Origin of the sequence: Hydrogenophaga pseudoflava (assembly GCF_031020795.1) — a bacterium.
In the GTDB taxonomy this organism is placed as follows: domain Bacteria; phylum Pseudomonadota; class Gammaproteobacteria; order Burkholderiales; family Burkholderiaceae_C; genus Hydrogenophaga; species Hydrogenophaga pseudoflava_A.
Genome location: NZ_JAVHJP010000002.1, coordinates 537564 through 560267, shown reverse-complemented (window position 1 = coordinate 560267; position 22704 = coordinate 537564). Strand labels below are relative to the sequence as shown.

The window sequence follows — 22704 nt, the reverse complement described above, 5'->3', positions numbered from 1 at the left end:
GGCGCTAGGGGTGTTCGGTGCGCGGCGTCGGCTCCTCGTCCAGCGCCTGCGCGGCCTCGGTCTGCTCGGCCGCCCACTCGCGCGGTTCGCCCGCGCGCATCAGGTCGGTCTGCTGCTGGAGCATCTGCCGCCCCAGTTCTGCGCGTTTTTCCGGACCGAGCAACAGCATCACCTTGGGAAACAGGTGGTCCTCTTCCTCCTCGTGGTGGTGTTCGGTCTGTTCCAGCAGCACCTTGCACTTGGGGGTGAAGGTGCAGTCCACGGGGTCGAGCGCCAGCAGGTCGGCCAGCAGGCGCTTGAGCGAGAGGTGTTCCTCCAGCGATTCGAGCAGGATGTCCTCGGTGCGTTCGGCGCGCACCGCCGGATAGAACAGCATCTCCTCGGCAGCGATGTGCACGGCCAGCTCGTCGGCGGCCTTGAGCAGTCGCCGCGTGCGTTCGGGCGGGGCAGCCTCCTCCACCACCAGGGACAGCAGGGCTTCCAGCCGGCGGTGCTGGTTGACCAGCAGGGTCACGGCTTCGGTCGGGTCCGGGGTGACGGCCGCGGCAACGGAACTGGTGGCGTTCATGCTGGGCTCACCGGAAGATGTCGGTGCCGCGGTTGTCCTGCCAGTGGCGGGCCAGGTAGTCGGCGTCCTCGTCGTTGCGCGGGTTCACGCCCATGACGATGCCGCCCTCGCGCAGGCCACTTTCGTAGCGCTTGACGCGCTCCTCCGGGATGCCCCAGCCGACCATGGCACCGATCAGACCGCCGGCCGCGCCACCCGCGCCGGCACCGGCCAGCGCCGCCGCCACCGGTCCGGCCACCACCAGCCCCAGTCCGGGTACCGCCAGGCTGGTGCCCACGGCCGCCACAGCGGCGGCGATGGCGCCCACGGTGCCGCCAATGCCCGCGCCGATGCCGGCGCCTTCGGCGGCCTTGGTACCGGTTTCAATGCCAGTGCCCGTGCCAGTGCCGGTGGCACCACTGGCGTCGCTGCCGAACTGGCGCCGGCGCGTCTCGTCGGACATGAGGAGGTTCACGTCGTCGCGGCTGTAGCCGCGGTCCAGCACGCCCTGGTAGGCGCGCTCGGCGCTGTCGCGGTCGGGAAACAAGCCGGTCATTACGCGGGAAGGGGTGGCCATGGTGTTGCTCCTGAAAAAAGGTAGAAGTGAAAGGAGCCCGGTGCGCGGCAAACGCCATGCCCGGCCGGCGCGTCAGGGGCCGGTGCGGGCGGCCAGCTCGGCGTCGCTGTGGCCGTCCCCCACCGGATCGGCCGACTCGTCTTCGTGCGTGCGACCGGCTGGCCGGACCGGGCCCGGGCGCGGCCCGGGTGGTGCCACCGCGCGCTGTGCCTGCACCACGCGGTGCACCAGGTGCAGCTTGCGCAGCGCCGGGCGCGAGAGCACGAACGGATAGAAGTCCGCCAGGCCCATGCTGCGCGAGAGCTCGTTGAGCACGCCGGTCAGCTCCATCCATTCGTTGACGAGGTCGATGAAGGCCGACGGATCGGAAAGCGGCAGGCCGGCGTCGGGCGCTGCAGTGCCCTCCGGCGCGGCCTCGGGCACCAGGTCCGCGGTGCTCCAGCGTTCGTAGCTCAGTTCCACCTGGTTGCCGTCCACGCCGAAGCCGCGCGCGGTGTCCAGGGTGTCGACCAGGTGCAGGTAGTGGGCGAAGGTCTCGGCCCAGTCCTCCCAGGGGTGGCTGCTGGCGTAGGCGCTGACGTGGCGCGCCCCCCAGTCGGCCGGCGGGCCGCTGCCGTGGTGCTGCGCCAGTGCGGCGGCGTAGTCGGCGCGCTCGTCGCCGAACAGGTCGCGGAACGGCGCCAGCCACACGCTGCCGTCCACCAAGCGCTGCCAGTAGTAGTGGCCCACCTCGTGCCGCAGATGGCCCAGCAGGGTGCGGTAGGGCTCGTGCAGCGCGCTGCGGCGCTGCTCGCGCTCGGCGTCGTCCGCCTCGGCCACGTCCAGGGTGATGAGGCCGTCAGCGTGGCCGGTGATGACCGGCGCGCCGCCCTCGGGCTGGCGCAGCAGGTCGAAACCCAGGCCCAGCACCGGATCGACCCCGGCGGGCCAGGCCGGCAGACCCAGCGCGATGAGGATGGACAGCAGGCGGCGCTGTGCCGTGGCGATGCGGGCCACCCATTCGCGGTTCTGCTCGACCGCCAGGTCGGGCCAGGTCCGGGTGAGCCGGCAGCAGCGGCACAGCCCGCTTTCGCTGGTGTCGGTCTCGGGCAGCAGCCAGTTGCAGCCCACCGGGCCCGCCAGGTTGGCGCAGCGCCGGTAGCGCGGCGCGCCCCGGCGTGCGCCCACCACCCGCCACAGCGCACTCTGGCGCACCGGCTCCAGCGCCAGCAGGCGCGCGCTTTCCGGGTCGTAACCCAGGGCGGTCTTGCAGGCCAGACACTGGCTGTTGCGGAAAAAGACCGGCCTGCCGCAGCGGCAGTCGGTGGCGCGGGGCACCAGGGGTGGTGCAGGGTGGCGGGTGGGCATGGCGGTCAGTTCCTGGTGGGTGAGTGGCCCGCCACGGCGGCGGGCAACGGGCTGTCGTCTGGCGGGGTCTGGTGGGAGCCGCAGCGGTTGGCCCACACCCAGGTGAACTCCGCGCCCAGCAGGATGATCTGGGCCGACCAGTACACCCACAGCAGCAGCAGCACCAGCGACGCGGCCGCGCCGTAGGCCGAGGCCACACCGCTGTAGGCGATGTACAGGCCGATCAGCGACTTGCCCAGCGTGAACAGCACGGCCGTGATGAGCGCCCCCATCCACACATCCCGCCAGGCCACGCGCACCCGGGGCATCCACTTGAAGATCATCGCGAAGATGGCCGCGAGCAGCACCAGGCTGACCAGCGTGTTGATCAGTTGCAGCAGCAGCACGGCGCCTTCGCTGAACCACGGCGCCCACCAGCGGCCCAGCGCCGACAGCAGCGCACTGACCGTGAGCGACACCATGAGCAGGAAGCCCAGCCCCATCACCATGCCCAGCGAGAGCAGGCGGCGGCGCAGCCAGCCCCACCAGCCGGGCGCCCTGGGTTCTTCGGGCGCGCGCCAGATGCGGTCCAGCGACGACTGGAGCTGGGCGAACACCGTGGTCGCCCCCACCAGCAACATGCCCACGCCGGCCAGGGTGGCCAGGGCGCCCGCGCCGGGGCGGTTGACGCTGCCCAGCAGGTTCTCCACCACCCCGGCGCCGTCGCGGCCGAGCAGATCCGAGAGCTGGCCCATGATCTCGCCGCGCGCGGCCTCCTCGCCGAACACCAGGCCGGCCACGGCGATCACGATCAGCAGCAGGGGCGCCACCGAGAACAGGGTGTAGTAGGCCAGCGCCGCGCCCATGCCGGGCGCGTCGTCCTCCACCCAGGCGGAAACCGCATCCCAGGCCAGGCGCCAGACCGGCGGCCTCGACATGCCGGCCCCCTGTTCAGGAAGTGGAGGCCCGGCAGGCGCGGGTGGGCGGAAGGTGTGTGTGCATGGGCCGGACTCCCTGGGCGGACACGGCAGGAGCGCCGCCCAGCGCCGGAGCAAACAGCGTACCCGCACCTCGCACACCGGCAAAACTTGCCGCAAGACGGTGCGGCACGCCGCTTGCCATCCGCGTGCGCCCAGACCAACCACACAGGAGGACAAATTCCATGCCCGCTTCGGACATCCGCCCCGGCGCCGTGCACGCGCCCCTCGGCCTGCAAGCCCACATCCCTCCCATCCTCACCAGCCGCCCGGCCGTCGCGAGCCGCACGCAGGACCTGGTGGTCTTCTCCCACCTGCGCTGGGGGTTCATGTACCAGCGGCCGCAGCACCTCATGGCGCGGATGGCGCGGCGCGGCTGGCGCGTCTTCTTCGTCGAGGAGCCGCGGCCCACCGCGGGGGCCGCCCGGCTCGAATGCCACAGCCCGGAGCCCGGCGTGACGGTGGTGGTGCCCCACTCGCCCGTGGCGCCGGGCGGTTTTCACGACAAGCAGGTCGCCGTGCTCGCCCCCCTGCTGAGCCGCTACCTGGACGAACGGCAGGCCCTGGGCGGGGTGGCCTGGCTGGACACGCCCATGGCCCTGCACATCATGAAGACGGCGCAGCCGCGCGCGGTGGTCTACGACTGCATGGACGACCTGTCGACCTTCCTGGACGCATCGCGGGAACTGTTGCTGCGGGAGGCGGCGCTCATGAAGCAGGCCGACCTGGTGTTCACCAGCGGTCCGTCACTCTACGAAGCCAAGCGCCACCTGCACCCGCAGCTTCTGTGCCTGCCCAGCGCGGTCGACGGCGAACACTTCTCGCCCTCAAGGCTGCGCCCGGGCAGCCCGCACGCGCAGCGTGCCCGCGCGCTGCAGGGCCGGCTGCCGCACCCCCGGCTGGGCTTCTGCGGCGTCATCGACGAGCGGCTGGACCTCGACTTGCTGGCCCACCTGGCCCGTGCCCGGCCGCAGTGGCAGATCGTGATGGTCGGGCCGGTGCTCAGGATCGATCCCGGCACGCTGCCCAAGGCCCCCAATCTGCACTGGCTGGGCCTGCAGGCCTACTCCACCCTGCCCTACCTCATGGCCGGCTGGCATGTGTGCCTGATGCCCTTCGTGATCAACGCCTCCACCCGTTTCATCAACCCCACCAAGACCCTCGAGTACCTGGCCAGCGAGACGCCGGTGGTGAGCACCCCGGTGCACGACGTGGTGCAACTCTATGGCGACGTGGTGTCGGTGGCATCGACTCCCCAGGCCTTTGTCGAGGCCTGTCAGGCCTTGATGGACGAGGCACCGGCCGGGCACCTGCGCCGCGCCCATGCGGCGCTGCAGACGGTGCGCACCCGCTCCTGGGAGATCGCCGTCAACGTGGTGCACCGCTGGCTCCTCCGGGTGAGCGCCCCGCGGCAGACAGACCGGGACGGGGCCTTGCGGGCGGCGGTGCCGCCCGAACTGCTGGCTGCGCCTCAGCCCGAGGGACCGGGATGGGCGAACACCAGCCGCCCGATGTCGTAACCGAGGGCGGCGGCCATGTTCACCAGCCGCTGCCGTTCGGGCGCCGCCAGGCGCGGCGTGCGCGAGAGCAGCCACAGCCCGTCGCGCCCCGGGGAGCCGACCAGTGCCACGCGGTAATCGGACGCTGTCTCGTCCACATGGAGCACCCAGAGGTCGGCCCACACCCCGGGCAGCCAGCGCAGCCAGGCCGGGGCGAAGCTGATCTGCAGCCGGGCGCCACCGCCGCCCGCCACGGCGCGCCCCACGCCGTGGGCCTGGCGCACACGGCCCTGGCGATCGCAGCACTCATTGGTCACCAGCAGACCCGGGCCGTCGGATGCGCGCATGGGCGTGTAGTGGGCGCGGGGCTGGCCCTCGCAGGCACGTTCGTGGCGGGTGGGCAGACGGGCCTGTTCGTACCAGGTGCCGGCGTACCGCGCCAGGTCCAGCCGTGCCACCGTGGGCGGCCCGTCGGCGGTGCGGGCGCTGCGGCGCGACAGCGCCTGTTCGAGCAGCGGCAGCAACAGCGCCAGCGCGGTGGCGGCGGTGGACGGGCTCACGCGGTGGCGCCAGCGCGGCGGCAGCATGGGCCAGGCCACGGGCATCAGCCCGAGCAGCAGGCCCGACCAGGTCGGGACCGTGGGAGCGCTGCCGGCAGACGGCGCCCGGCCGCGAAGGGCGGCAAGGCCGTGGCCGCTGCGGCGCAGCGCCCACCACAGGCCGGCTCCGGCGACCGCGGCGCCAGCGACCCGCCGGGCGATGAAGCCTGGCCCGGTGATCCGCTCCAGGTGCTCGCGCAGCCGCCGTGCGTGGGCGCGCACCCGCGCATCGCGCGCGACCAGCGCCTGCTCGGCCAGAGCGATGCGGTGGTCCAGCCCGGCCGCTGTCTCCCGCATGGCGGAGGAACGCGGCGAAGCGGTGGTGGCGGGGGCGGCCATGCCCGCGCTCAGCGTGTGAGCCGGGCCACCAGCACGCCCACGGCCAGCGCGACACCGACACAGGCCAGCGGGTGTTCACGGACGCTGGTGCGCAGGGCGTCGAGCCAGGCGTCGGACATTTCGCGCAGCTCGTCGGCGCCCTCGCCCAGCATGTCGCCCGCGGACGACCACTGCTCCTGCAACCGCTCGGCATGCGGCGCGGCCTGCTCGGCCAGGTGGTTGATGGTGTGGTGGGCCCCTTCGGCCAGGCTCTGCACCAGCTCGGGCGCGCTGCGTTGGGTGGATGGGTGGGCGGTGGTGATCATGGGGGCTCCTCGATGTGGACAGGGACGGACAGGAGGGTGAAGGCCCGGGGCCGGTGGCAATCGCCGTGCCGTGCCAGACCGGGCCTGGCGTCAGGGCGCGCGCTGCGGCGGACCGTCGGCGCCGGCCCAGGGGCGCAGCGCCGCGGGCACGCGCAGGTCGCGCGGCACCTGCAGGCCCTCGCGCGCGGCGCCCGTCATGCGCGCCGCAGACTGGGGAAAACCGCTGCGATCGCGGTAGTCGGCCACCGGCATTGGACGCCCGCGGCCCAGGGCGCGGGCGCAGGCCGCATCCACCAGGGCCAGCGCGGCCACCGCGCCCAGCGTGGCCACCGCGGTGCCCGTGGCCGCGCCGCGCCGGTTCCGCGCCACCTGGGACAGCGCCACCATCTCCAGCGCGCCGGCACCCGCACGCAGCCACAGCCAGTGTGCCGGCCGGGCGCTGCGCAACACCGCCACACCGGTGGCCAGATCGCGCGCGCCGCAGACCGCCACTCCAGGGCCGGGCACGCCCAGCGTACGCGCCACACGGCGCGCGGCCAGCAGTTTGAACAGCCCCAGGCCGACGCCCAGCCAGCCCAGCGGTGTGGTCAGCTCGCGCGCCTGGCGCGGAGACGGAAAGGGATTGCGCAGCGGTGGACGGTTCATGGCGGGCTCCGGAGGGGTTGGGTGGGCCGGCGCGGCCCGGATCAGGGCTTGAGCACCACCTTCACGCAGCCTTCGTGCCGGTCGCGGAAGGTCTTGTAGAGCGCCGGGCCGTGTTCCAGGCTGGCGCTGTGGGTGACGACGAAGGACGGATCGATCTGCCCTTCCTCGATGCGGCGCAGCAGGTCGGCCGTCCAGCGCGGCACATGGGTCTGGCCGGTCCGCACCGTCAGGCCCTTGTTCATGAGGGCGCCAAACGGCAGCTTGTCCACCACACCGCCGTAGACGCCGGGGACGGACAGCACGCCGCCGGGCCGGCAGACATAAATCATCTCGCGCAGCACATGGGGCCGGTCGGTGCCCAGCAGCGCGGCCTGCTTGGCGCGGTCCACCATGGAGTCGAGCGAGCGGGTGGCGTGCGCTTCCATGCCGACGGCGTCGATGCATTTTTCCGGCCCCTGGCCGTGCGTGAGCTCGTTCAGGCGGTCCAGCACGCTGTCCTCGTCGAAGTCGATGGTGACCGCGCCCCCGGCCCGCGCCATGGCCAGGCGTTCGGGCACGTTGTCGATGCACACGACCTGGCGCGCCCCCAGCAGCACGGCGCTGCGGATGGCGAACTGCCCCACCGGGCCGCCGCCCCACACCGCCACGGTGTCCCCGGGCTCGATGTCGCAGGCCATGGCGGCCTGCCAGCCGGTGGGGAAGATGTCGCCAAGGAAGAGCACCTGCTCGTCGCTCAGGCGGTCGGGCACCTTGATGGGCCCGCAGTCGGCAAAGGGCACGCGCACGTATTCGGCCTGCCCGCCGGCATAGCCGCCGGTGAGGTGGGTGTAGCCGTACAGGCCCGCCCCGCCGTGGCCGAAGGCCTTGTCGGCCAGGGCCTTGTTGCGGTTGCTGCGCTCGCACAGCGAAAAAAAGCCGCGCCGGCACTGGGCGCACTCACCGCAGCAGATGGTGAACGGCACGACGACGCGGTCGCCCACCTGGAGCGTGCGGTTGCCGGGCCCGACCTCGACCACCTCGCCCATGAATTCATGGCCGAGGATGTCGCCGGCCTTCATGCCGGGCATGACCCCGTTGTAGAGGTGCAGGTCGGAGCCGCAGATGGCGCAGCTGCTGACCTTGACGATGGCGTCGCGGGGGGCTTCGATCTGGGGGTCCGGCACATGGTCGCAACGCACATCGTGCTTGCCGTGCCATCGGAGGGCGCGCATGGGAGGGTCCTTTGCAGCAAAAGTTGCCGGGGGCGGCCGGGTCAGGCCGGGGGCTCGGAGAGGAAGATCTCCACCCGCCGGTTGGCGGCGCGGCCGCTGACGGTGTCGTTGCTGGCCACGGGTTCGCGGGCCCCATGCCCGATCACGCGCAGCTGCGAGCTGCTCACGCCACGGGCGACCAGGTAGTCGCCCACCGCCTGTGCGCGGGCCTGCGAGAGGCGGTCGTTGACCATGTCGCCACCGGTGCTGTCGGTGTGGCCGACCACGGTGACGCGCATGGCGGGGTCGATGCTGCGCCCGACGCCGTCGAGCACCGGGCGCATCTGCGGCCGGATGACCGCACTGCCCGAATCGAAGGAGACGTCCGTGGGCACGCTCACGAGCAGCTGGTTGTCGTTGGTGCGCTCCACAGCGACGCCGCTGCCGGCCGCGGCCTGGGCCAGCGCCGCCTGCTTGTCCTGCATGCGCTTGCTCCACAGGTTGCCGGCCACGGCACCGACGGCGCCTCCAATGATGGCGCCACGACCCGCATTGCCGCCGGTCACGCCACCCAGCACGGCACCGGCCACTGCGCCGGCGCCAGCGCCCTTGGCGGTGGCGGACTCGCGTTCGCTCATGTTGGCGCAGCCGGCGGCGGCCAGGGCACTCGCCAGCAGCAGCACGGCCGGGGTGCGCGGGCTGCGCAGGGCCCGTGGAAACGTGGATGAGAAGGTGGTCAGTCTCATGGGTTGCTCCTGAAAAAAGTCGATCGACACGGGCGTCGCGGCGGATATGCAGCAGCGCCGGTGCATGGGCCGGAGCCGGGCACATCGCATGCCCGATGGGGGTGCGCGACTTGCCGTCCGGAGGGGCCGGCGACGCATTCACCCACAGGAGACCGCCGTGCCGACCGTTTCAGAAGTGATGACCCCGGACCCTCAATCCGTGCCGCCCGAGGAGAGCCTGCGCGCCGCCGCCGAACTGATGCAGACCCTGGACATCGGGGTGCTGCCGGTGTGCGACGCCGGCACCCTGGTGGGCATGCTCACCGACCGCGACATCGCGGTGCGCAGCGTGGCCGGTGGCCTGGTGCCGGAGAGCACCTGCGTGGGCGACATCATGTCGCCCGACCTGGTCTTCTGCACCCCCGGGCAGGACATCGGCGAGGCAATGAAGCTGATGGGCGACAAACAGGTCCGGCGCCTGCCGGTGATCGACGATGACCGCCGCCTGGTGGGCATCGTCTCGCTGGCCGACCTGGCCTTGCGCCAGGGCGGCCACATCGACCAGGCCGTGCGCGACATTTCCGCGCCCGAGAGCCCGCGCGGCGAGCGCCCATGAGGCCCCTGCGCCAAGCCGGGCGGTGCTTCCGGCCACCCGACCCGATTGCGGCAACTTTTACCGGCGCTTCCGTTCCTCACTGCGGGTACTGGGATTCCCCGGTCGCCACACCGCAGGCACACCAACTGCCACGCACAGGGGCCCGCGCCGCAAGGCGTGGTTCCTCAACTCTGCATTCCAGGAGATTCACATGACCCAAGACGACATCGTCGATACCCTCAACGACCTCATTGAAACCTCGAAGGATGGCGAGTACGGTTTTCGCACCTCGGCCGAATACGCGAAGGCGCCGGAGATCAAGGACCTGTTCACGCGCCGCGCCGCCGAATGCGGCCAGGCCGCGGCCGAGCTGCAGACGCTGGTGCGCCAGTGCGGCGGCAAACCCGAGGACAGCGGCAGTGCCGCCGGCGCGGTGCACCGCGGCTGGGTCGCCGTCAAGGGGACGCTGGCCGGCTACAGCGACAAGGCCATTCTGGAAGAGACCGAACGCGGCGAAGACACCGCGCTGGCCAGCTACCGCAAGGCGCTGGAGAAGGCCCTGCCGCCCGATCTGCGCGCCGTGGTGGAGCGCCAGTACGAAGGTGCCAAGCGCAACCACGACCAGGTGCGCCAGTTGCGCAACATGGCCCGCGCCGCCACCTCCTGAGCGGGCCGACGGCCATCCGCTCCGATCAGGGCGCATGCCGCCTGAGCGCTGCCGGCCCGCGCCGGGCCGGCAGTGACCATCGCTTGCCGCAGCCATGGTCACCGCCGCGCTGATCCTCCTCGGGGCGGCCCTGCTGGCGCTGGCGCTGGTGGACCGCGCGGTGCGCCGCCTGCCTCTGACGCCGGCGCTGCTGTACCTGGCGGCGGGCTGGTGCGCGGGCGCCGGCCTGTCGGCGTTCAACGCGTCCCCTTCGCCGAAGATGCTGGAGGATCACCTGCCCGCGGTGGTTCTGGCCACCGAAGCGGCGGTGCTGCTGTCGCTGATGGCGGTGGGCCTTCGGTTGCGGGTGCCTCCTCGTCTGGCCCGTTGGCGTGTGGCCCTGTTGCTGGCCGGGCCGGGCATGGTGGCGACAGTCGCACTGGGCAGTGTGGCCGCGGCGATGGTGCTGGACCTGCCGTGGCCCGCGGCGCTGCTGCTGGCCGCGGTGCTGGCCCCCACCGATCCGGTGCTGGCCTCCGAGGTCCAGATCCGGTCCGAAGCCGACCGGGACGCGGTGCGCGTCTCCCTCACCGCCGAAGGCGGCCTCAACGACGGCAGTGCGCTGCCCGCCGTGATGCTCGGGCTCGGTTTGATGGGCCTGCACGAGCTGGGTGCGTGGGGTGGTCGCTGGGTGCTCATGGACATCGTCTGGGCCGTGGGCGGCGGCTTGGTGCTGGGCCTGTTGCTGGGCGCCGGCCTGGGACGGCTGCTGAGCCAGCGCGTGCGGCGCGGTGAGGGCCTGGCGCGCGACGAGTTGCTCTACGTGGGCACGGTGTTGCTCGGCTTCGGTCTGGCGCGCTGGCTGCATTGCTCCACGTTCGTGGTCGTGTTCGCCGCCGCCGCCGTGCTGCTTTCCGCGGACGAGGCCCCCTCCTCCGCCCCACCGGGGACGCGCTCGCTGGAGGACACCGACCTCGCCCAGCGCATGCAGGCCGTCGGTGCACGCATCGAACGGCTGGTGGAAGCCGCGACCGTCCTGGCGGTGGGCGTGGCCCTGCACAGCGTGCCCATCACCGCGCCCATGCTGGCGTTCGGCGTGCTGCTGGTGCTGGTGGTCCGCCCCCTGGCCGTGCTGGCGGTGGTACAGCGCCAGGGGCTGACGACTTCTCAGCGCCGTCTGCTGGCCTGGTTCGGCATCCGGGGTGTGGGCACGCTGTTCTATCTGGCCTACGCGCTGGAGCATGGCATCACCGGCGAACTGGCACAGCAGCTGACCGGCGCCGCGCTGGTGGCCATCTCCCTGTCGATCGTGCTGCATGGCGTGTCGTCCACGCCGCTCATGGAACGGTACCAGCGCAGGCGCGGGTCGTCTGCATGACGCTGGAAGCGGCGTCCTCGTGTCGTCACCGGTGTTCGTTGACGGGAGCGGCGCCCGGTGTGGGCGTTGCCGCCGCCGCGTCGCCGGCGTGCACCGGAGGGTCGGAGATCGGTCCCACGGCGCGGGGAGACAGATGGCGGCATGTCGCGGGAAGGAACAGCAGCGGCAGCAGGCGGCGCAGGCGCCACCACCCCCAGAAGGCGACGACCGCATTGAGCACCACCACCACCAGCAGCGCCAGCGACCAGTGCAGTCCCTGCTCCACCAGGCCCAGCGCAATGCCGGCCCACAGGGCCAGCAGGGCCGTCACCCCCAGCACCGCCACCGCCATCAGCAGGACCACGATCTGCACCAGCGCGTCGCCCGCGCGCTTGAGCTCCAGCACGAGCAGATCCAGACGGTCACTCAGCAGGCCTGGCAACTCGTCCCACAAGGCCCGCACGCTCTCCAGCAGGCCGCGGGGCGCTTCAACAGCCTGGGTGTCGTCCGCGGTAGGCGCAGCGGCAGAAGGGGATTCGGAATCGGTCGAGGGGTTCATGGCCGCCACGGGCAAACCGCATGCCCCGCCAGTGACCAGCAAGGCCTCCCGCATAATTCCCGCAACGCTGCCTCCGAAGATCCGGCGAACGGCCCGCTGCCGGTCTGCCGACCCTGGTTCAACCCAGGTCGGGATGCCTCAACCCATGAACCGACTTCTTCTGAAAACCGCCTTCTGGACCGCCGTGGCCATGGTGGGAGCCCTGTCGCTCGCGCCGGTGACGGAACTTCCCGCGCAAGTGTTCGACACATGGGACAAAGCCCAGCACGCGGGAGGCTTCCTGTTGCTGGCCCTCCTGGGGGGCCTCGCGTACCCGGGGCCGCGCGGCAAGGTCTTGATCGGCCTCCTGCTCTACGGTGCCCTGATCGAGGTGGCGCAGTCGGCCACCGGCTGGAGAAACGGCGATCTCCTCGACCTGCTGGCCGATGCCGTCGGGATCTGGCTGGGCGCCGTGGTTCTCGCAATCCCTCTGCCGTGGCCGCAGCGGTCCCGCCCACAATAGGCCATGTCCTCCACCCCCACGTTCACGCCGGAACTGCCCTGGCTGGAGCCGGGCGATCCGTTCCCGCCCGTGGAACGCGCCTGGGGCCCGAACGATCCCGCGCCGGGCCTGCTCGCGGCCGGGGGCGCATTGGACGTGGACACCCTTCTGCGGGCATACGGCCAGGGCATCTTCCCCTGGTACAGCGCAGGGCAGCCGATTCTCTGGTGGTGCACGGACCCGCGGATGGTGCTGCGCACGCAGCAGTTCAGACTCCACCGCTCGCTGCGCAAGACCCTGACCAGGCTGCTGCAGGAGCAGCGACTGGTCCTCCGGCTGGACCACGACTTCGAGCGGGTGATACGGGCCTGTGCGCACATGCCACGCAGGGGCCAGACGGGCACCTGGATCCTGCCGCCCATGATCCAGGCCTACCAGCAATTGCACGCAGCGGGCCACGCGCACAGTGTGGAGGCCTGGATCGATGGTGAGCTCGCGGGCGGGCTCTACTGCGTCAATCTTGGCGCCATGGTGTTCGGGGAGTCCATGTTCAGCCGCCGCAGCGATGCTTCCAAGCTGGCGATGTGCGGACTGGTGGCGTTCTGCCTGGCCCACGGCATTCCCCTCATCGACTGCCAGCAGGACACCTCCCATCTGGCGTCGCTCGGAGCGACCCTGATGTCGCGCGCCGACTTCAGCCGGCATCTGCACAAGACCACGTCGCACAACGCACCGGTGTGGCGATTCGAGCCCGTATACTGGAATCACCTCATCACAGGCTCTGACGCACCAGCGTGACGCACCTGAAAGAACTTCCGCTGCAGGCGTTGCAGTTCTACGCCACAGCGCCCTACCCCTGCAGCTACCTGGCCGGTCGTCAGGCCCGCTCACAGGTGGCCACACCGAGTCACCTGATCCACAACGACGCCTATTCGAACCTCGTCACCATGGGGTTCCGGCGCAGCGGTGTGTTCACCTACCGACCACACTGCGACGGCTGCCAGGCCTGCATCCCGCTGCGCATTCCGGTGAACGAGTTCCGCCCCAGCCGCAGCCAGAAGCGCTGCAAGTCCCGGCACGGCCACCTCGAAACCCGCGTCCTCGGACTGTGCTTCGAACCTGAGCACTACCAGCTCTATCTGCGCTACCAGAACAGCCGCCACGCCGGCGGCGGCATGGACCAGGACAGCATCGACCAGTACAGCCAGTTCCTGCTTCAGAGCCGGGTCAACTCGCGGCTGGTGGAGTTTTACGAGCCGGCCCGGCCGGGCCACCCGGGCCGCCTGGTCATGGTGTCCATCGTCGACGTGCTCAACGACGGCCTCTCGGCCGTGTACACCTTCTACGAACCGTCGGACATTGGCGCCAGCTACGGCACCTACAGCATTCTCTGGCAGATCGAGCAGGCCCGTGAACTGGGGCTTTCACACATGTACCTGGGCTACTGGATCGAGCAAAGCCCGAAGATGAGTTACAAGGCGGCGTTTCGGCCCCACGAACTGCTCAGGGACGGTCGCTGGGTGACCGCCTCCTGATTTCATCTCGTAAAATATCCGCATATCGATTGCGGCCATGACAAAACGAAACGACTCCCTGCCCAGCACTCCCACGGTCCAGGTCATTGAACGGATGTTCAATCTGCTGGAAGTCCTCGCCTCCCGCGAAGAGCCGGTGTCGCTCAAGGAGATCAGTGAAAAGACGGGTCTGCACCCGTCGACCGCACACCGCATCCTCAACGACCTGACCATCGGGCGCTTCGTGGACCGCCCTGAGGCCGGCAGTTACAGGCTGGGCATGCGCCTGCTGGAGCTGGGCAACCTCGTGAAGGCCCGGCTGAGTGTCCGGGATGCCGCGCTGGCGCCGATGCGGGAGCTTCACAAGCTGATCCAGCAGCCGGTCAACCTCAGCGTCCGCCAGGGCGACGAAATCGTCTATGTGGAACGGGCCTACAGCGAACGCTCCGGAATGCAGGTGGTTCGCGCCATCGGCGGGCGTGCTCCACTGCACCTGACATCGGTAGGCAAACTGTTTCTGGCGGCCGACGAACCTCAACGGGTGCGGGCGTATGCCACCCGCACAGGCCTCGCCGGCAACACCCGCAACAGCCTGACGCAGCTGCCCAGCCTTGAACGGGAACTGCAGCAATGCCGCATGGCCGGCCTGGCCCGCGACAACGAGGAACTGGAACTGGGCGTGAGGTGCATGGCGGCCGGCATCTACGACGACCAGTGCCGCCTGGTCGCCGGCCTGTCGATTTCAGCACCGGCCGACCGCATCGATGAAAACTGGGTGCCGAAGCTGCGCTCCACCGCCGCAGAGATTTCGATTGCTCTGGGCTGCCCCAAAGGATTTGCCACTCAGCCGGTGGCCCGCTGATCCTCCCTTCCAATAAAAAACGGCCCGCTAGTGGCCGTTTTTTATTGTCTGCAATGCTGCCGACGCAGCATGTTCAGCCTTGCGGCCGCATCGCCTGGTGCATCGGCTGTGCTTCCACCCAACGACGCACGCGCTCGGCATCCTGAGCCCGGCCCAGCTTGCCGGTCGCATCCAGGAACACCATGATCAACTGGCGCCCGGCCACGCGGGCCTGCATCACGAGACAACGGCCCGCTTCCGAGATGTAGCCGGTCTTCTGAAGACCGATGTCCCAGTCGGGATCACGGATCAGGCGGTTGGAGTTGCGGAACTCCAGGGTCCGGTGCCCCAGTTCGAGCTGGTGGCTCGGGGAGGTCGAAAGGCTGCGGAGCAGCGGCCGCTGATAGGCCACCGACACCAGGGTTGCGAGGTCGCGCGCACTGGACTGGTTCAGACTGGACAAACCGGTCGGCTCCACGTAGCGGGTATCGCGCATGCCCAGTTCGCGCGCCTTGGCGTTCATCAGCCGGACAAACTGGTCGAGGCCGCCCGGATAGGTGCGCCCCAAGGCATGGGCTGCCCGGTTTTCACTCGACATGAGGGCCAGATGCATCAGCTCGAGACGAGTCAGCGTGGTCCCCACGGCCAGCCTGGAGCGGCTGCCTTTGACGGTGTCCACGTCATCGGACGTGATGGTGACCATCTCGTCAAGCGGCAGGTTGGCATCGGTGACCACCAGCCCGGTCATCAGCTTGGTGAGCGACGCGATCGGGAGGACCGCGGAATCGTTCTTGCTGAACAGCACTTCGTTGGTCTGCTGATCCACCACCAGCGCAACGCTCGAGTTGAGGTCCAGAGGATCAACGGCGGCCCGAAGCCCCATCTGATCTCCGATGGAGGAGCGTGGCTCCATCGCCACCGGGCGCACGGCGCTGCGCTGGAGCGCAACCAGGCGCACCGAGGACTGGGCGGCCCGTGCCTGCTTGGTTTCGCTGGATCTGCCAGACTTTGCCAGGCGACTGCTCTTGGCCAGCTTGCGCTTGCTGCCCCGGAGATCGGCCTGGGCCATGCGCACAGCCTTGGAACTCTGCTTGCCCTTGGCGGACAGTTCCTTTTTGCCACTTCGCGCGCTCTGCTTGGCGACGGTGGTCCGCTTGCTGCGTTCGGCGGACGATGCAGCGGCCTTGCTGCGGACCGATTTGTCGGTTTTGCTGGACGCAGCCTCCGCGGTCACCGGCAGTGCCAGAGACATCGACATCACCGCTGCTGCAACCAACTGCATCAGAGTGACAAATCGTACGCGGGACAACTTCATGGGCTCCACTCCAACGACCTCAACAAATGCCACGGAGTATAGGAGTATGTAAAAAAACTAGCAATATCAAATGCTTGTAACACACTCCTCAGCGAATCTCCAAACAACCGTGGAAAGGCACGGCTGTTCGGAGTCTTTGCCGAGGATTTCGTTACAAGTGGTTGATTCGCAATGCCTTATCCCTGTGCTGCAACCCGGTCAGCCTGGCTTTCCAGCTTGTTCAGGGCGCTCAGATAGGCCTTGGCGGAAGCCACCACGATGTCCGGATCGGCCCCCACACCGTTGACCACACGGCCACCGTGCTGCAACCGGACCGTCACCTCACCCTGGCTCTCGGTCGAGCCGCTGGTGATGGCGTTCACCGAGTACAGCACCAGTTCCGCACCGCTCTTCACGTGACTCTCGATGGCCTTGAGCGACGCATCGACAGGGCCATTTCCGTCCGAAGAGCCGTGTATTTCTTTGCCTTCCACGGTGAACACCACCTCGGCATGAGGGCGCTCACCTGTTTCGCTTCGCTGGGACAGCGACACCAGGCCGTAGCGCTCCTTCTCGGCCGTCACGCTTTCATCGCTGCACAGTGCCAGGATGTCCTCGTCAAAGATCTCGCTCTTGCGGTCGGCCAGTTCCTTGAAAGCGGCGAACGCGGTGTTGATCTCGCTTTCAGACGCCATCTCGATGCCCAGCTCCTGCAGGCGCTGCTTGAAGGCGTTGCGGCCGGAGAGCTTGCCGAGAACGATCTTGTTGGCGCTCCAGCCCACGTCTTCGGCGCGCATGATTTCGTAGGTGTCGCGGGCCTTGAGCACGCCGTCCTGGTGGATGCCCGAGGCGTGCGCGAAGGCATTGGCACCGACCACCGCCTTGTTGGGCTGCACCACGAAGCCGGTGGTCTGGCTGACCATGCGGCTGGCCGGCACGATCTGCGTCGCGTCCACGCCCACATCGAGGTTGAAGTAGTCGCGACGGGTCCTGACCGCCATCACGATCTCCTCCAGCGAGCAGTTGCCCGCGCGCTCGCCGAGACCGTTGATGGTGCATTCGACCTGGCGAGCTCCGCCGATCTTCACGCCGGCCAGCGAATTGGCCACCGCCATGCCCAGATCGTTGTGGCAATGCACGGACCAGATGGCCTTGTCCGAGTTGGGGATCTTTTCGCGCAGGGTGCGGATGAAGTTCCCGTAGAGCTCGGGCACCGCATAGCCCACCGTATCCGGGATGTTCAGTGTCGTCGCACCTTCGTTGATCACGGCTTCGAGCACGCGGCAGAGGAAGTCGATGTCGCTGCGGTAGCCGTCTTCCGGGCTGAACTCGATGTCCTCGACCAGGTTGCGCGCAAAGCGCACCGACTGCTTTGCCTGCTCGAACACCTGGTCCGGCGTCATGCGCAGCTTCTTTTCCATGTGCAACGGGCTGGTCGCGATGAAGGTGTGGATGCGGGCACGGTTGGCGCCCTTGAGCGCCTCGGCCGCGCGCGCAATGTCGCGGTCGTTGGCACGGGCCAGCGAGCACACCGTCGAATCCTTGATGGTGTTGGCGATGGCCTGCACACAATCGAAGTCGCCGTTGGAGCTGGCGGCAAAACCCGCTTCGATCACATCGACTTTCAGTCGCTCAAGCTGGCGTGCGATGCGCAGCTTTTCGTCCTTGGTCATGGACGCGCCAGGCGACTGCTCGCCATCGCGCAAGGTGGTGTCGAAAATGATCAACTTGTCGCTCATCTCAGTTCTCCGGTGTGTGGCCTCGTGGACCACTCTTGAAAAAACCCGCAGTTCCAAAACAAACGGCCCGCTGCGGGTGCAAACGGGCCGTTGTCGGAAATCACTCGCGCGTTACCAGACCTGCCCGTGCCGGACACCCAGTAGTAGCGAGAGGGAAATGCGATTCATGGCGATCAATGTAGCACAAAGACCCGAGCTGGCGCATAGAAGTAATCCATGACAGCGATCGGCCTCACGCACTACTCGTGCAGACCACGTTCGTCCGGCTCGTCGGTCGAGGTGCTGATCACGCTGGTGGGGCGGCCCTTGGCCTTGCGCCAGAAGTACATGGCATAGCCGGAGAGGCCATACAGGACGAACAGACCGAACAGCACCGTCGGCGGATGGATGTTGATCACTGCAATGCCCAGCGCCACCAGCACGATGGCCGCAAACGGAACGCTCCTCTTCAGACTTAGGTCCTTGAAGCTGTAGAACGGCACATTGGTCACCATGGTGAGGCCTGAGTACAGCGTGATCGCGAACATCGCCCACACAAGATCGGCCTTGACCAGTTCCAGTTCGTTGGCCAGCCATATGAACCCGGACACCAGCGCCGCAGCGGCCGGCGACGGAAGACCCTGGAAATAGCGCTTGTCGACCACGCCGGTATTGACATTGAAGCGCGCCAGTCGCAAAGCCGCACACGCGCAGTACACAAAGGCAGCGATCCATCCCCAGCGGCCGATGTCCCTGAGCACCCAGACGTACGCCACCAGCGCAGGCGCAGCGCCGAATGACACCATGTCGGACAGAGAGTCCATCTGCTCGCCGAAGGCGCTCTGCGTGTTGGTCATGCGAGCCACACGTCCGTCCAGGCTGTCCAGGACCATGGCCGCAAAAATCCCCACCGTCGCGAGATCGAAGCGGCCATTCATGGCCATCACGATCGCGTAGAACCCACCGAACAGGGCCGCGAGGGTGATCATGTTGGGCAGCATATAGATGCCCTTGGGGCGACGCGGGTTCTCCGCAACTGGTTCGAGAAGGGGGTCGGATCCGTCGTGCATGAGGAATGGGAGTCGGGCCGCAAGGGCATCAGCGACGCAGTGTAAGCCAGCGGCAAGCCCGCACAAACGGCAAAGGCCACCGAAGTGGCCTTTGCAGCGGTCGCCGAAGCGATCAGTTGCGGGTCTGGTCGACCAGCTTGTTCTTGGCGATCCAGGGCATCATGGCACGCAGCTGGCCACCCACCACTTCGATCTGGTGGTCGGCCGTGTTGCGGCGGCGGGCGGTCATGGACGGGTAGTTCAGGCGACCTTCCTGGATGAACATCTTGGCGTAGTCACCGTTCTGGATGCGCTTGAGGGCATTGCGCATGGCGGCACGCGAGGTCTCGTTCACCACCTCTGGCCCGGTCACGTACTCGCCGAACTCCGCGTTGTTGGAGATGGAGTAGTTCATATTGGCGATGCCACCTTCGTAGATCAGATCTACGATCAGCTTGAGTTCGTGCAGGCACTCGAAATAGGCCATTTCGGGCGCGTAGCCGGCTTCCACCAGGGTCTCGAAGCCCATCTTGATCAGCTCGACGGCACCACCGCACAGCACTGCCTGCTCGCCGAACAGGTCGGTCTCGGTCTCTTCCTTGAAGTTGGTCTCGATGATGCCGGCCTTGCCGCCACCGTTGGCCATGGCGTAGCTCAGGGCCAGGTCACGGGCCTTGCCCGACTTGTCCTGGTGCACGGCGACCAGGTGGGGCACGCCGCCACCCTGGGCGTAGGTAGAACGCACGGTGTGGCCCGGGGCCTTGGGGGCGACCATCCACACGTCCAGATCGGCGCGGGGCACGACCTGGTTGTAGTGCACATTGAAGCCGTGGGCGAAGGCAAGTGAGGCGCCGGACTTGATGTTGGGCTCGACGTTGTTCTTGTAGACCTCGGCGATTTGCTCATCGGGCAACAGGATCATGACCACGTCAGCGGCCTTCACGGCGTCGTTGACTTCCATCACGGTCAGGCCGGCCTTGCCGACCTTGTCCCAGGACGCGCCACCCTTGCGCAGGCCGACCACGACTTTCACGCCGCTGTCGTTCAGGTTCTGGGCATGGGCGTGGCCTTGCGAACCGTAGCCGATGATCGCGACGGTCTTGCCTTTGATCAGGCTCAGGTCACAGTCTTTGTCGTAGAAAACTTTCATGGTCATTCCTCTTTGGAGTGTTGGTTTGCCGTTCGCACACGAGCCCGTCGAAGGCCCTCGACAGGCCCAGCCCGAACGGCGGTTCGGCTGAGCCCGAAAAACCTCAGATCTTAAACGCGCAGGATGCGCTCGCCGCGTCCGATGCCGCACGAGCCGGTGCGCACCGTTTCCAGAATGGCGGAGCGGTCGATCGCTTCCAGGAACGCGTCGTTCTTGCCTTGGTCACCTGTCAGTTCGATGGTGTAGCTCTTCTCGGTCACATCGATGATGCGGCCTCGAAAGATGTCGGCCATGCGCTTCATCTCCTCGCGCTCCTTGCCCACCGCGCGCACCTTCACCAACATGAGCTCGCGCTCGGTGTAGGCGCCTTCGGTCAGGTCCACCACCTTCACCACTTCGATGAGGCGGTTCAGGTGCTTGGTGATTTGTTCAATGACATCGTCCGACCCGGTGGTCTGGATGGTCATGCGCGAGAGCGACGGGTCTTCCGTGGGAGCTACGGTGAGCGACTCGATGTTGTAGCCGCGGGCCGAGAACAGGCCGACGACGCGTGACAGAGCACCGGCTTCGTTTTCGAGCAGGACAGCAATGATGTGTTTCATGATGAAGATTCCTCTTTTCTGAGCCCTCCCCCGCGCACGGTAATGCGCAGGCTTGGCTGCAAATAGATTCGTCGGGGGATGCGGCCGGAGCAACTGGTGCTGACGCACCAACCGACTGGCACGCGCGGGTCAGAGCTCTTCGGAGCCCAGCAGCATTTCGGTGATGCCCTTGCCGGCTTCCACCATGGGCCAGACGTTCTCCGTCGGGTCGGTGCGCACGTCGATGAAGACACAACGGTCCTTGATGGAGCGTGCCTCCCGCAGTGCGGCTTCAACGTCTTGTGGACGTTCGACCAGGATGCCGACGTGACCATAGGCCTCGGCCAGCTTGACGAAGTTGGGCAGCGCGTCCATGTAGCTGTGGCTGTAGCGGCCCTGGTAAATCAGTTCCTGCCACTGGCGCACCATGCCCAGGTACCGGTTGTTCAGCGCCAGGATCTTGACCGGCGTGCCGTACTGCTGGCAGGTGGACAGCTCCTGGATGTTCATCTGAATCGAGCCTTCGCCCGTGATGCACCAGCAGTCGGCATCGGGTTTGGCCAGCTTGATGCCCATGGCATAGGGCAGGCCCACGCCCATGGTCCCCAGACCACCCGAATTGATCCAGCGGCGCGGCTCGTTGAACTTGTAGAACTGGGCCGCGAACATCTGGTGCTGACCCACGTCCGACGTGATGTAGCAGTCGTCGTCCTTGGTCAGGTTCCACAGCTGCTCCACCACCATCTGCGGCTTGATGACCTGGGTGTTGGCGCGGTCGAAGCGCAGACAGTCGCGTGAGCGCCAGCCCTCGATTGTCTCCCACCACGACGCGAGGGCCTTCTCGTCAGGCCGGGCCTGGCCTTCCTTGATCATGTTGATCAGCTCGGCCAGCACATCCTTCACGTCGCCCACGATGGGCACGTCGACCTTGACGCGTTTGGCAATGCTCGACGGGTCGATGTCGATGTGAATGATCTTGCGCTCCACCGAAGCGAAGTGCTTGGGGTTGCCGATCACGCGGTCGTCAAAACGCGCCCCCACGGCCAGCAGCACATCGCAGTTCTGCATGGCGTGGTTGGCCTCGATGGTGCCGTGCATGCCCAGCATGCCCAGGAATTTGCGGTCGGTGGCCGGGTACGCACCCAGCCCCATCAGCGTGTGGGTGACGGGGTAGCCGAGCAGGTCTACCAGCGTGCGCAGTTCGGGCACCGCGTTGCCCAGCAGCACACCGCCGCCCGTGTAGATGTAGGGCCGCTTGGCCGACATCAACAACTGCAGCGCCTTGCGAATCTGGCCGCCGTGCCCCTTGCGCACCGGGTTGTAAGAGCGCATCTCCACCGACTCGGGGTAGCCCGTCCAGGTGGCCTTGTTGAACGACACGTCCTTCGGGATGTCCACCACCACGGGGCCGGGGCGGCCGGTGCGAGCGATGTGGAAGGCCTTCTTCATCACGTCGGCCAGATCACGCACATCCTTGACCAGGAAGTTGTGCTTGACGATGGGGCGTGTGATGCCGACGGTGTCGCATTCCTGGAAGGCGTCCGAGCCGATGGCCGCCGTGGGCACCTGACCCGCGATGATGACCATGGGAATGCTGTCGGTGTAGGCGGTGGCGATGCCGGTCACGGCATTGGTGACACCGGGCCCCGAGGTGACCAGCGCCACGCCCACGTCGCCGGTGGCGCGGGCATAACCGTCGGCAGCGTGCACGGCCGCCTGCTCGTGGCGCACCAGCACGTGCTGCATGGTGTCCTGCTTGTACAGGGCGTCGTAGATGTAGAGCACCGCGCCGCCGGGATAGCCCCAGATGTACTTGACGCCTTCGGCCTGCAAGGCGCGCACCATGATCTCGGCGCCCATGAGCTGTTCGGAAGCGGGGGTTTGGTTGGCCGCAGCGGCCGCAGAGGCCAGTTCGGCCTTGGAGATTTCCATGATCAACCTTTCGAGAATTTCTCTGACGAAATACCTTGGGTGCTCCTTCACCCACCCTCGTGAGGCGGTGTCGGAACTTGAGGCCAAGGACATGAGCGGACACATACCCCGCCGGACCTTGACCCGTTTGCCTTTTTAAATTGCAGCCCGGCATTATCGCACTGCAACACATACCCTCACACAGAACGGCGCCCAAGCGGACCGAAACGTTGCACAAACCACCCACTGCGGGGTGAGACAATCGCCCGTTGTCCCGCT

The 22704-nt window shown here is 67.9% G+C and carries 24 protein-coding genes; 8 read left to right on the top strand and 16 right to left on the bottom strand.

The annotated features are described in order from the left end of the window. Positions 1-4: 4 nt before the first annotated feature. From RCO38_RS08400 to RCO38_RS08385, 4 genes are all read right to left on the bottom strand, one after another. Complete coding sequence (locus RCO38_RS08400) at positions 5-568, bottom strand: hemerythrin domain-containing protein (RefSeq protein ID WP_308327841.1); 564 nt, start codon at positions 566-568, stop codon at positions 5-7. A gap of 7 nt (positions 569-575) precedes the next feature. Further along, positions 576-1124, bottom strand: coding sequence for a hypothetical protein (locus RCO38_RS08395; protein ID WP_308327840.1), 549 nt, complete (start codon positions 1122-1124; stop codon positions 576-578). 72 nt (positions 1125-1196) lie between these two features. Beyond that, positions 1197-2471, bottom strand: coding sequence for a zinc-binding metallopeptidase family protein (locus tag RCO38_RS08390; protein WP_308327839.1), 1275 nt, complete (start codon positions 2469-2471; stop codon positions 1197-1199). Between the two features lie 5 nt (positions 2472-2476). Next, complete coding sequence (locus RCO38_RS08385; RefSeq protein ID WP_308327838.1) at positions 2477-3388, bottom strand: YihY/virulence factor BrkB family protein; 912 nt, start codon at positions 3386-3388, stop codon at positions 2477-2479. Positions 3389-3612: 224 nt separating this feature from the next. Between RCO38_RS08385 and RCO38_RS08380 the strand changes: the two genes are divergently transcribed. Beyond that, positions 3613-4947, top strand: coding sequence for a glycosyltransferase (locus RCO38_RS08380; RefSeq protein ID WP_308327837.1), 1335 nt, complete (start codon positions 3613-3615; stop codon positions 4945-4947). On the opposite strand, the gene RCO38_RS08375 is transcribed toward RCO38_RS08380, so the two are convergent. The 5 genes from RCO38_RS08375 to RCO38_RS08355 form a co-directional block, all read right to left on the bottom strand. Next, entirely contained in the window at positions 4899-5864 is a 966-nt protein-coding gene (locus tag RCO38_RS08375) for a lipocalin family protein (protein ID WP_308327836.1), read from the bottom strand. The genes RCO38_RS08380 and RCO38_RS08375 overlap by 49 nt on opposite strands. 8 nt (positions 5865-5872) lie before the next feature. Beyond that, the gene (locus RCO38_RS08370; protein WP_308327835.1) at positions 5873-6169 is read right to left on the bottom strand and encodes a DUF883 family protein; all 297 of its coding nucleotides are present in this window, start codon (positions 6167-6169) and stop codon (positions 5873-5875) included. Between the two features lie 90 nt (positions 6170-6259). Next, positions 6260-6814: a hypothetical protein gene (locus RCO38_RS08365; RefSeq protein ID WP_308327834.1), complete on the bottom strand. Its 555-nt coding sequence runs from the start codon at positions 6812-6814 to the stop codon at positions 6260-6262. 41 nt (positions 6815-6855) lie between these two features. Further along, positions 6856-8025 (bottom strand): zinc-dependent alcohol dehydrogenase, encoded by a 1170-nt coding sequence (locus RCO38_RS08360; protein WP_308327833.1) that lies wholly within the window; start codon positions 8023-8025, stop codon positions 6856-6858. A gap of 41 nt (positions 8026-8066) precedes the next feature. Beyond that, entirely contained in the window at positions 8067-8750 is a 684-nt protein-coding gene (locus tag RCO38_RS08355; protein WP_308327832.1) for an OmpA family protein, read from the bottom strand. Positions 8751-8907: 157 nt separating this feature from the next. Here RCO38_RS08355 and RCO38_RS08350 point away from each other — a divergent pair, with 157 nt between their 5' ends. The 3 genes from RCO38_RS08350 (at position 8908) to RCO38_RS08340 (ending at position 11348) form a co-directional block, all read left to right on the top strand. Continuing rightward, positions 8908-9345, top strand: coding sequence for a CBS domain-containing protein (locus RCO38_RS08350; RefSeq protein ID WP_308327831.1), 438 nt, complete (start codon positions 8908-8910; stop codon positions 9343-9345). A gap of 190 nt (positions 9346-9535) precedes the next feature. Then, the gene (locus RCO38_RS08345; RefSeq protein WP_308327830.1) at positions 9536-9991 is read left to right on the top strand and encodes a PA2169 family four-helix-bundle protein; all 456 of its coding nucleotides are present in this window, start codon (positions 9536-9538) and stop codon (positions 9989-9991) included. A gap of 94 nt (positions 9992-10085) precedes the next feature. Then, a complete protein-coding gene (locus tag RCO38_RS08340; protein WP_308327829.1) occupies positions 10086-11348 on the top strand; it encodes a cation:proton antiporter domain-containing protein in 1263 nt (420 codons plus the stop codon). 25 nt (positions 11349-11373) lie between these two features. Here the strand turns inward: RCO38_RS08340 and RCO38_RS08335 are convergent, their stop codons facing one another. Beyond that, positions 11374-11886: a phage holin family protein gene (locus RCO38_RS08335; protein ID WP_308327828.1), complete on the bottom strand. Its 513-nt coding sequence runs from the start codon at positions 11884-11886 to the stop codon at positions 11374-11376. A 145-nt stretch (positions 11887-12031) separates the two neighbouring features. Between RCO38_RS08335 and RCO38_RS08330 the strand changes: the two genes are divergently transcribed. Genes RCO38_RS08330 through RCO38_RS08315 form a run of 4 tightly spaced genes read left to right on the top strand, consistent with a single transcriptional unit; the run spans position 12032 to position 14743 of the window. Beyond that, entirely contained in the window at positions 12032-12388 is a 357-nt protein-coding gene (locus RCO38_RS08330) for a VanZ family protein (protein ID WP_308327827.1), read from the top strand. 3 nt (positions 12389-12391) lie between these two features. Continuing rightward, complete coding sequence (aat, locus tag RCO38_RS08325; RefSeq protein ID WP_308327826.1) at positions 12392-13165, top strand: leucyl/phenylalanyl-tRNA--protein transferase; 774 nt, start codon at positions 12392-12394, stop codon at positions 13163-13165. Further along, the gene (locus RCO38_RS08320) at positions 13162-13902 is read left to right on the top strand and encodes an arginyltransferase (RefSeq protein WP_308327825.1); all 741 of its coding nucleotides are present in this window, start codon (positions 13162-13164) and stop codon (positions 13900-13902) included. Before aat ends, RCO38_RS08320 begins: the two co-directional genes overlap by 4 nt. A gap of 37 nt (positions 13903-13939) precedes the next feature. Beyond that, positions 13940-14743, top strand: a complete 804-nt coding sequence (locus RCO38_RS08315) for an IclR family transcriptional regulator (RefSeq protein WP_308327824.1) — start codon at positions 13940-13942, stop codon at positions 14741-14743. A gap of 73 nt (positions 14744-14816) precedes the next feature. On the opposite strand, the gene pbpG is transcribed toward RCO38_RS08315, so the two are convergent. From pbpG to RCO38_RS08285, 6 genes are all read right to left on the bottom strand, one after another. Further along, the gene (gene pbpG, locus RCO38_RS08310) at positions 14817-16037 is read right to left on the bottom strand and encodes a D-alanyl-D-alanine endopeptidase (RefSeq protein WP_308327823.1); all 1221 of its coding nucleotides are present in this window, start codon (positions 16035-16037) and stop codon (positions 14817-14819) included. A 176-nt stretch (positions 16038-16213) separates the two neighbouring features. Continuing rightward, positions 16214-17755: a 2-isopropylmalate synthase gene (locus RCO38_RS08305; RefSeq protein ID WP_308327822.1), complete on the bottom strand. Its 1542-nt coding sequence runs from the start codon at positions 17753-17755 to the stop codon at positions 16214-16216. A 239-nt stretch (positions 17756-17994) separates the two neighbouring features. After that, positions 17995-18804: a CDP-diacylglycerol--serine O-phosphatidyltransferase gene (gene pssA / locus RCO38_RS08300; protein WP_308327821.1), complete on the bottom strand. Its 810-nt coding sequence runs from the start codon at positions 18802-18804 to the stop codon at positions 17995-17997. Positions 18805-18916: 112 nt separating this feature from the next. Next, positions 18917-19933, bottom strand: coding sequence for a ketol-acid reductoisomerase (ilvC, locus tag RCO38_RS08295; RefSeq protein ID WP_308327820.1), 1017 nt, complete (start codon positions 19931-19933; stop codon positions 18917-18919). A gap of 110 nt (positions 19934-20043) precedes the next feature. Then, entirely contained in the window at positions 20044-20535 is a 492-nt protein-coding gene (gene ilvN, locus RCO38_RS08290) for an acetolactate synthase small subunit (protein ID WP_066151204.1), read from the bottom strand. Between the two features lie 129 nt (positions 20536-20664). Next, on the bottom strand, positions 20665-22446 hold the full coding sequence (locus RCO38_RS08285) for an acetolactate synthase 3 catalytic subunit (RefSeq protein ID WP_308327819.1): 1782 nt from the start codon (positions 22444-22446) through the stop codon (positions 20665-20667). Between the last annotated feature and the right edge of the window lie 258 nt (positions 22447-22704).

What these genes read in the sequence shown, in the direction of transcription:
- RCO38_RS08400 (WP_308327841.1), bottom strand. Translation starts at nt 568, where the DNA reads ATGAACGCCACCAGTTCCGTTGCCGCGGCCGTCACCCCGGACCCGACC.
- RCO38_RS08395 (WP_308327840.1), bottom strand. Translation starts at nt 1,124, where the DNA reads ATGGCCACCCCTTCCCGCGTAATGACCGGCTTGTTTCCCGACCGCGAC.
- RCO38_RS08390 (WP_308327839.1), bottom strand. Translation starts at nt 2,471, where the DNA reads ATGCCCACCCGCCACCCTGCACCACCCCTGGTGCCCCGCGCCACCGAC.
- RCO38_RS08385 (WP_308327838.1), bottom strand. Translation starts at nt 3,388, where the DNA reads ATGTCGAGGCCGCCGGTCTGGCGCCTGGCCTGGGATGCGGTTTCCGCC.
- RCO38_RS08380 (WP_308327837.1), top strand. Translation starts at nt 3,613, where the DNA reads ATGCCCGCTTCGGACATCCGCCCCGGCGCCGTGCACGCGCCCCTCGGC.
- RCO38_RS08375 (WP_308327836.1), bottom strand. Translation starts at nt 5,864, where the DNA reads ATGGCCGCCCCCGCCACCACCGCTTCGCCGCGTTCCTCCGCCATGCGG.
- RCO38_RS08370 (WP_308327835.1), bottom strand. Translation starts at nt 6,169, where the DNA reads ATGATCACCACCGCCCACCCATCCACCCAACGCAGCGCGCCCGAGCTG.
- RCO38_RS08365 (WP_308327834.1), bottom strand. Translation starts at nt 6,814, where the DNA reads ATGAACCGTCCACCGCTGCGCAATCCCTTTCCGTCTCCGCGCCAGGCG.
- RCO38_RS08360 (WP_308327833.1), bottom strand. Translation starts at nt 8,025, where the DNA reads ATGCGCGCCCTCCGATGGCACGGCAAGCACGATGTGCGTTGCGACCAT.
- RCO38_RS08355 (WP_308327832.1), bottom strand. Translation starts at nt 8,750, where the DNA reads ATGAGACTGACCACCTTCTCATCCACGTTTCCACGGGCCCTGCGCAGC.
- RCO38_RS08345 (WP_308327830.1), top strand. Translation starts at nt 9,536, where the DNA reads ATGACCCAAGACGACATCGTCGATACCCTCAACGACCTCATTGAAACC.
- RCO38_RS08340 (WP_308327829.1), top strand. Translation starts at nt 10,086, where the DNA reads ATGGTCACCGCCGCGCTGATCCTCCTCGGGGCGGCCCTGCTGGCGCTG.
- RCO38_RS08335 (WP_308327828.1), bottom strand. Translation starts at nt 11,886, where the DNA reads ATGAACCCCTCGACCGATTCCGAATCCCCTTCTGCCGCTGCGCCTACC.
- RCO38_RS08330 (WP_308327827.1), top strand. Translation starts at nt 12,032, where the DNA reads ATGAACCGACTTCTTCTGAAAACCGCCTTCTGGACCGCCGTGGCCATG.
- aat (WP_308327826.1), top strand. Translation starts at nt 12,392, where the DNA reads ATGTCCTCCACCCCCACGTTCACGCCGGAACTGCCCTGGCTGGAGCCG.
- RCO38_RS08315 (WP_308327824.1), top strand. Translation starts at nt 13,940, where the DNA reads ATGACAAAACGAAACGACTCCCTGCCCAGCACTCCCACGGTCCAGGTC.
- pbpG (WP_308327823.1), bottom strand. Translation starts at nt 16,037, where the DNA reads ATGAAGTTGTCCCGCGTACGATTTGTCACTCTGATGCAGTTGGTTGCA.
- RCO38_RS08305 (WP_308327822.1), bottom strand. Translation starts at nt 17,755, where the DNA reads ATGAGCGACAAGTTGATCATTTTCGACACCACCTTGCGCGATGGCGAG.
- pssA (WP_308327821.1), bottom strand. Translation starts at nt 18,804, where the DNA reads ATGCACGACGGATCCGACCCCCTTCTCGAACCAGTTGCGGAGAACCCG.
- ilvC (WP_308327820.1), bottom strand. Translation starts at nt 19,933, where the DNA reads ATGAAAGTTTTCTACGACAAAGACTGTGACCTGAGCCTGATCAAAGGC.
- ilvN (WP_066151204.1), bottom strand. Translation starts at nt 20,535, where the DNA reads ATGAAACACATCATTGCTGTCCTGCTCGAAAACGAAGCCGGTGCTCTG.
- RCO38_RS08285 (WP_308327819.1), bottom strand. Translation starts at nt 22,446, where the DNA reads ATGGAAATCTCCAAGGCCGAACTGGCCTCTGCGGCCGCTGCGGCCAAC.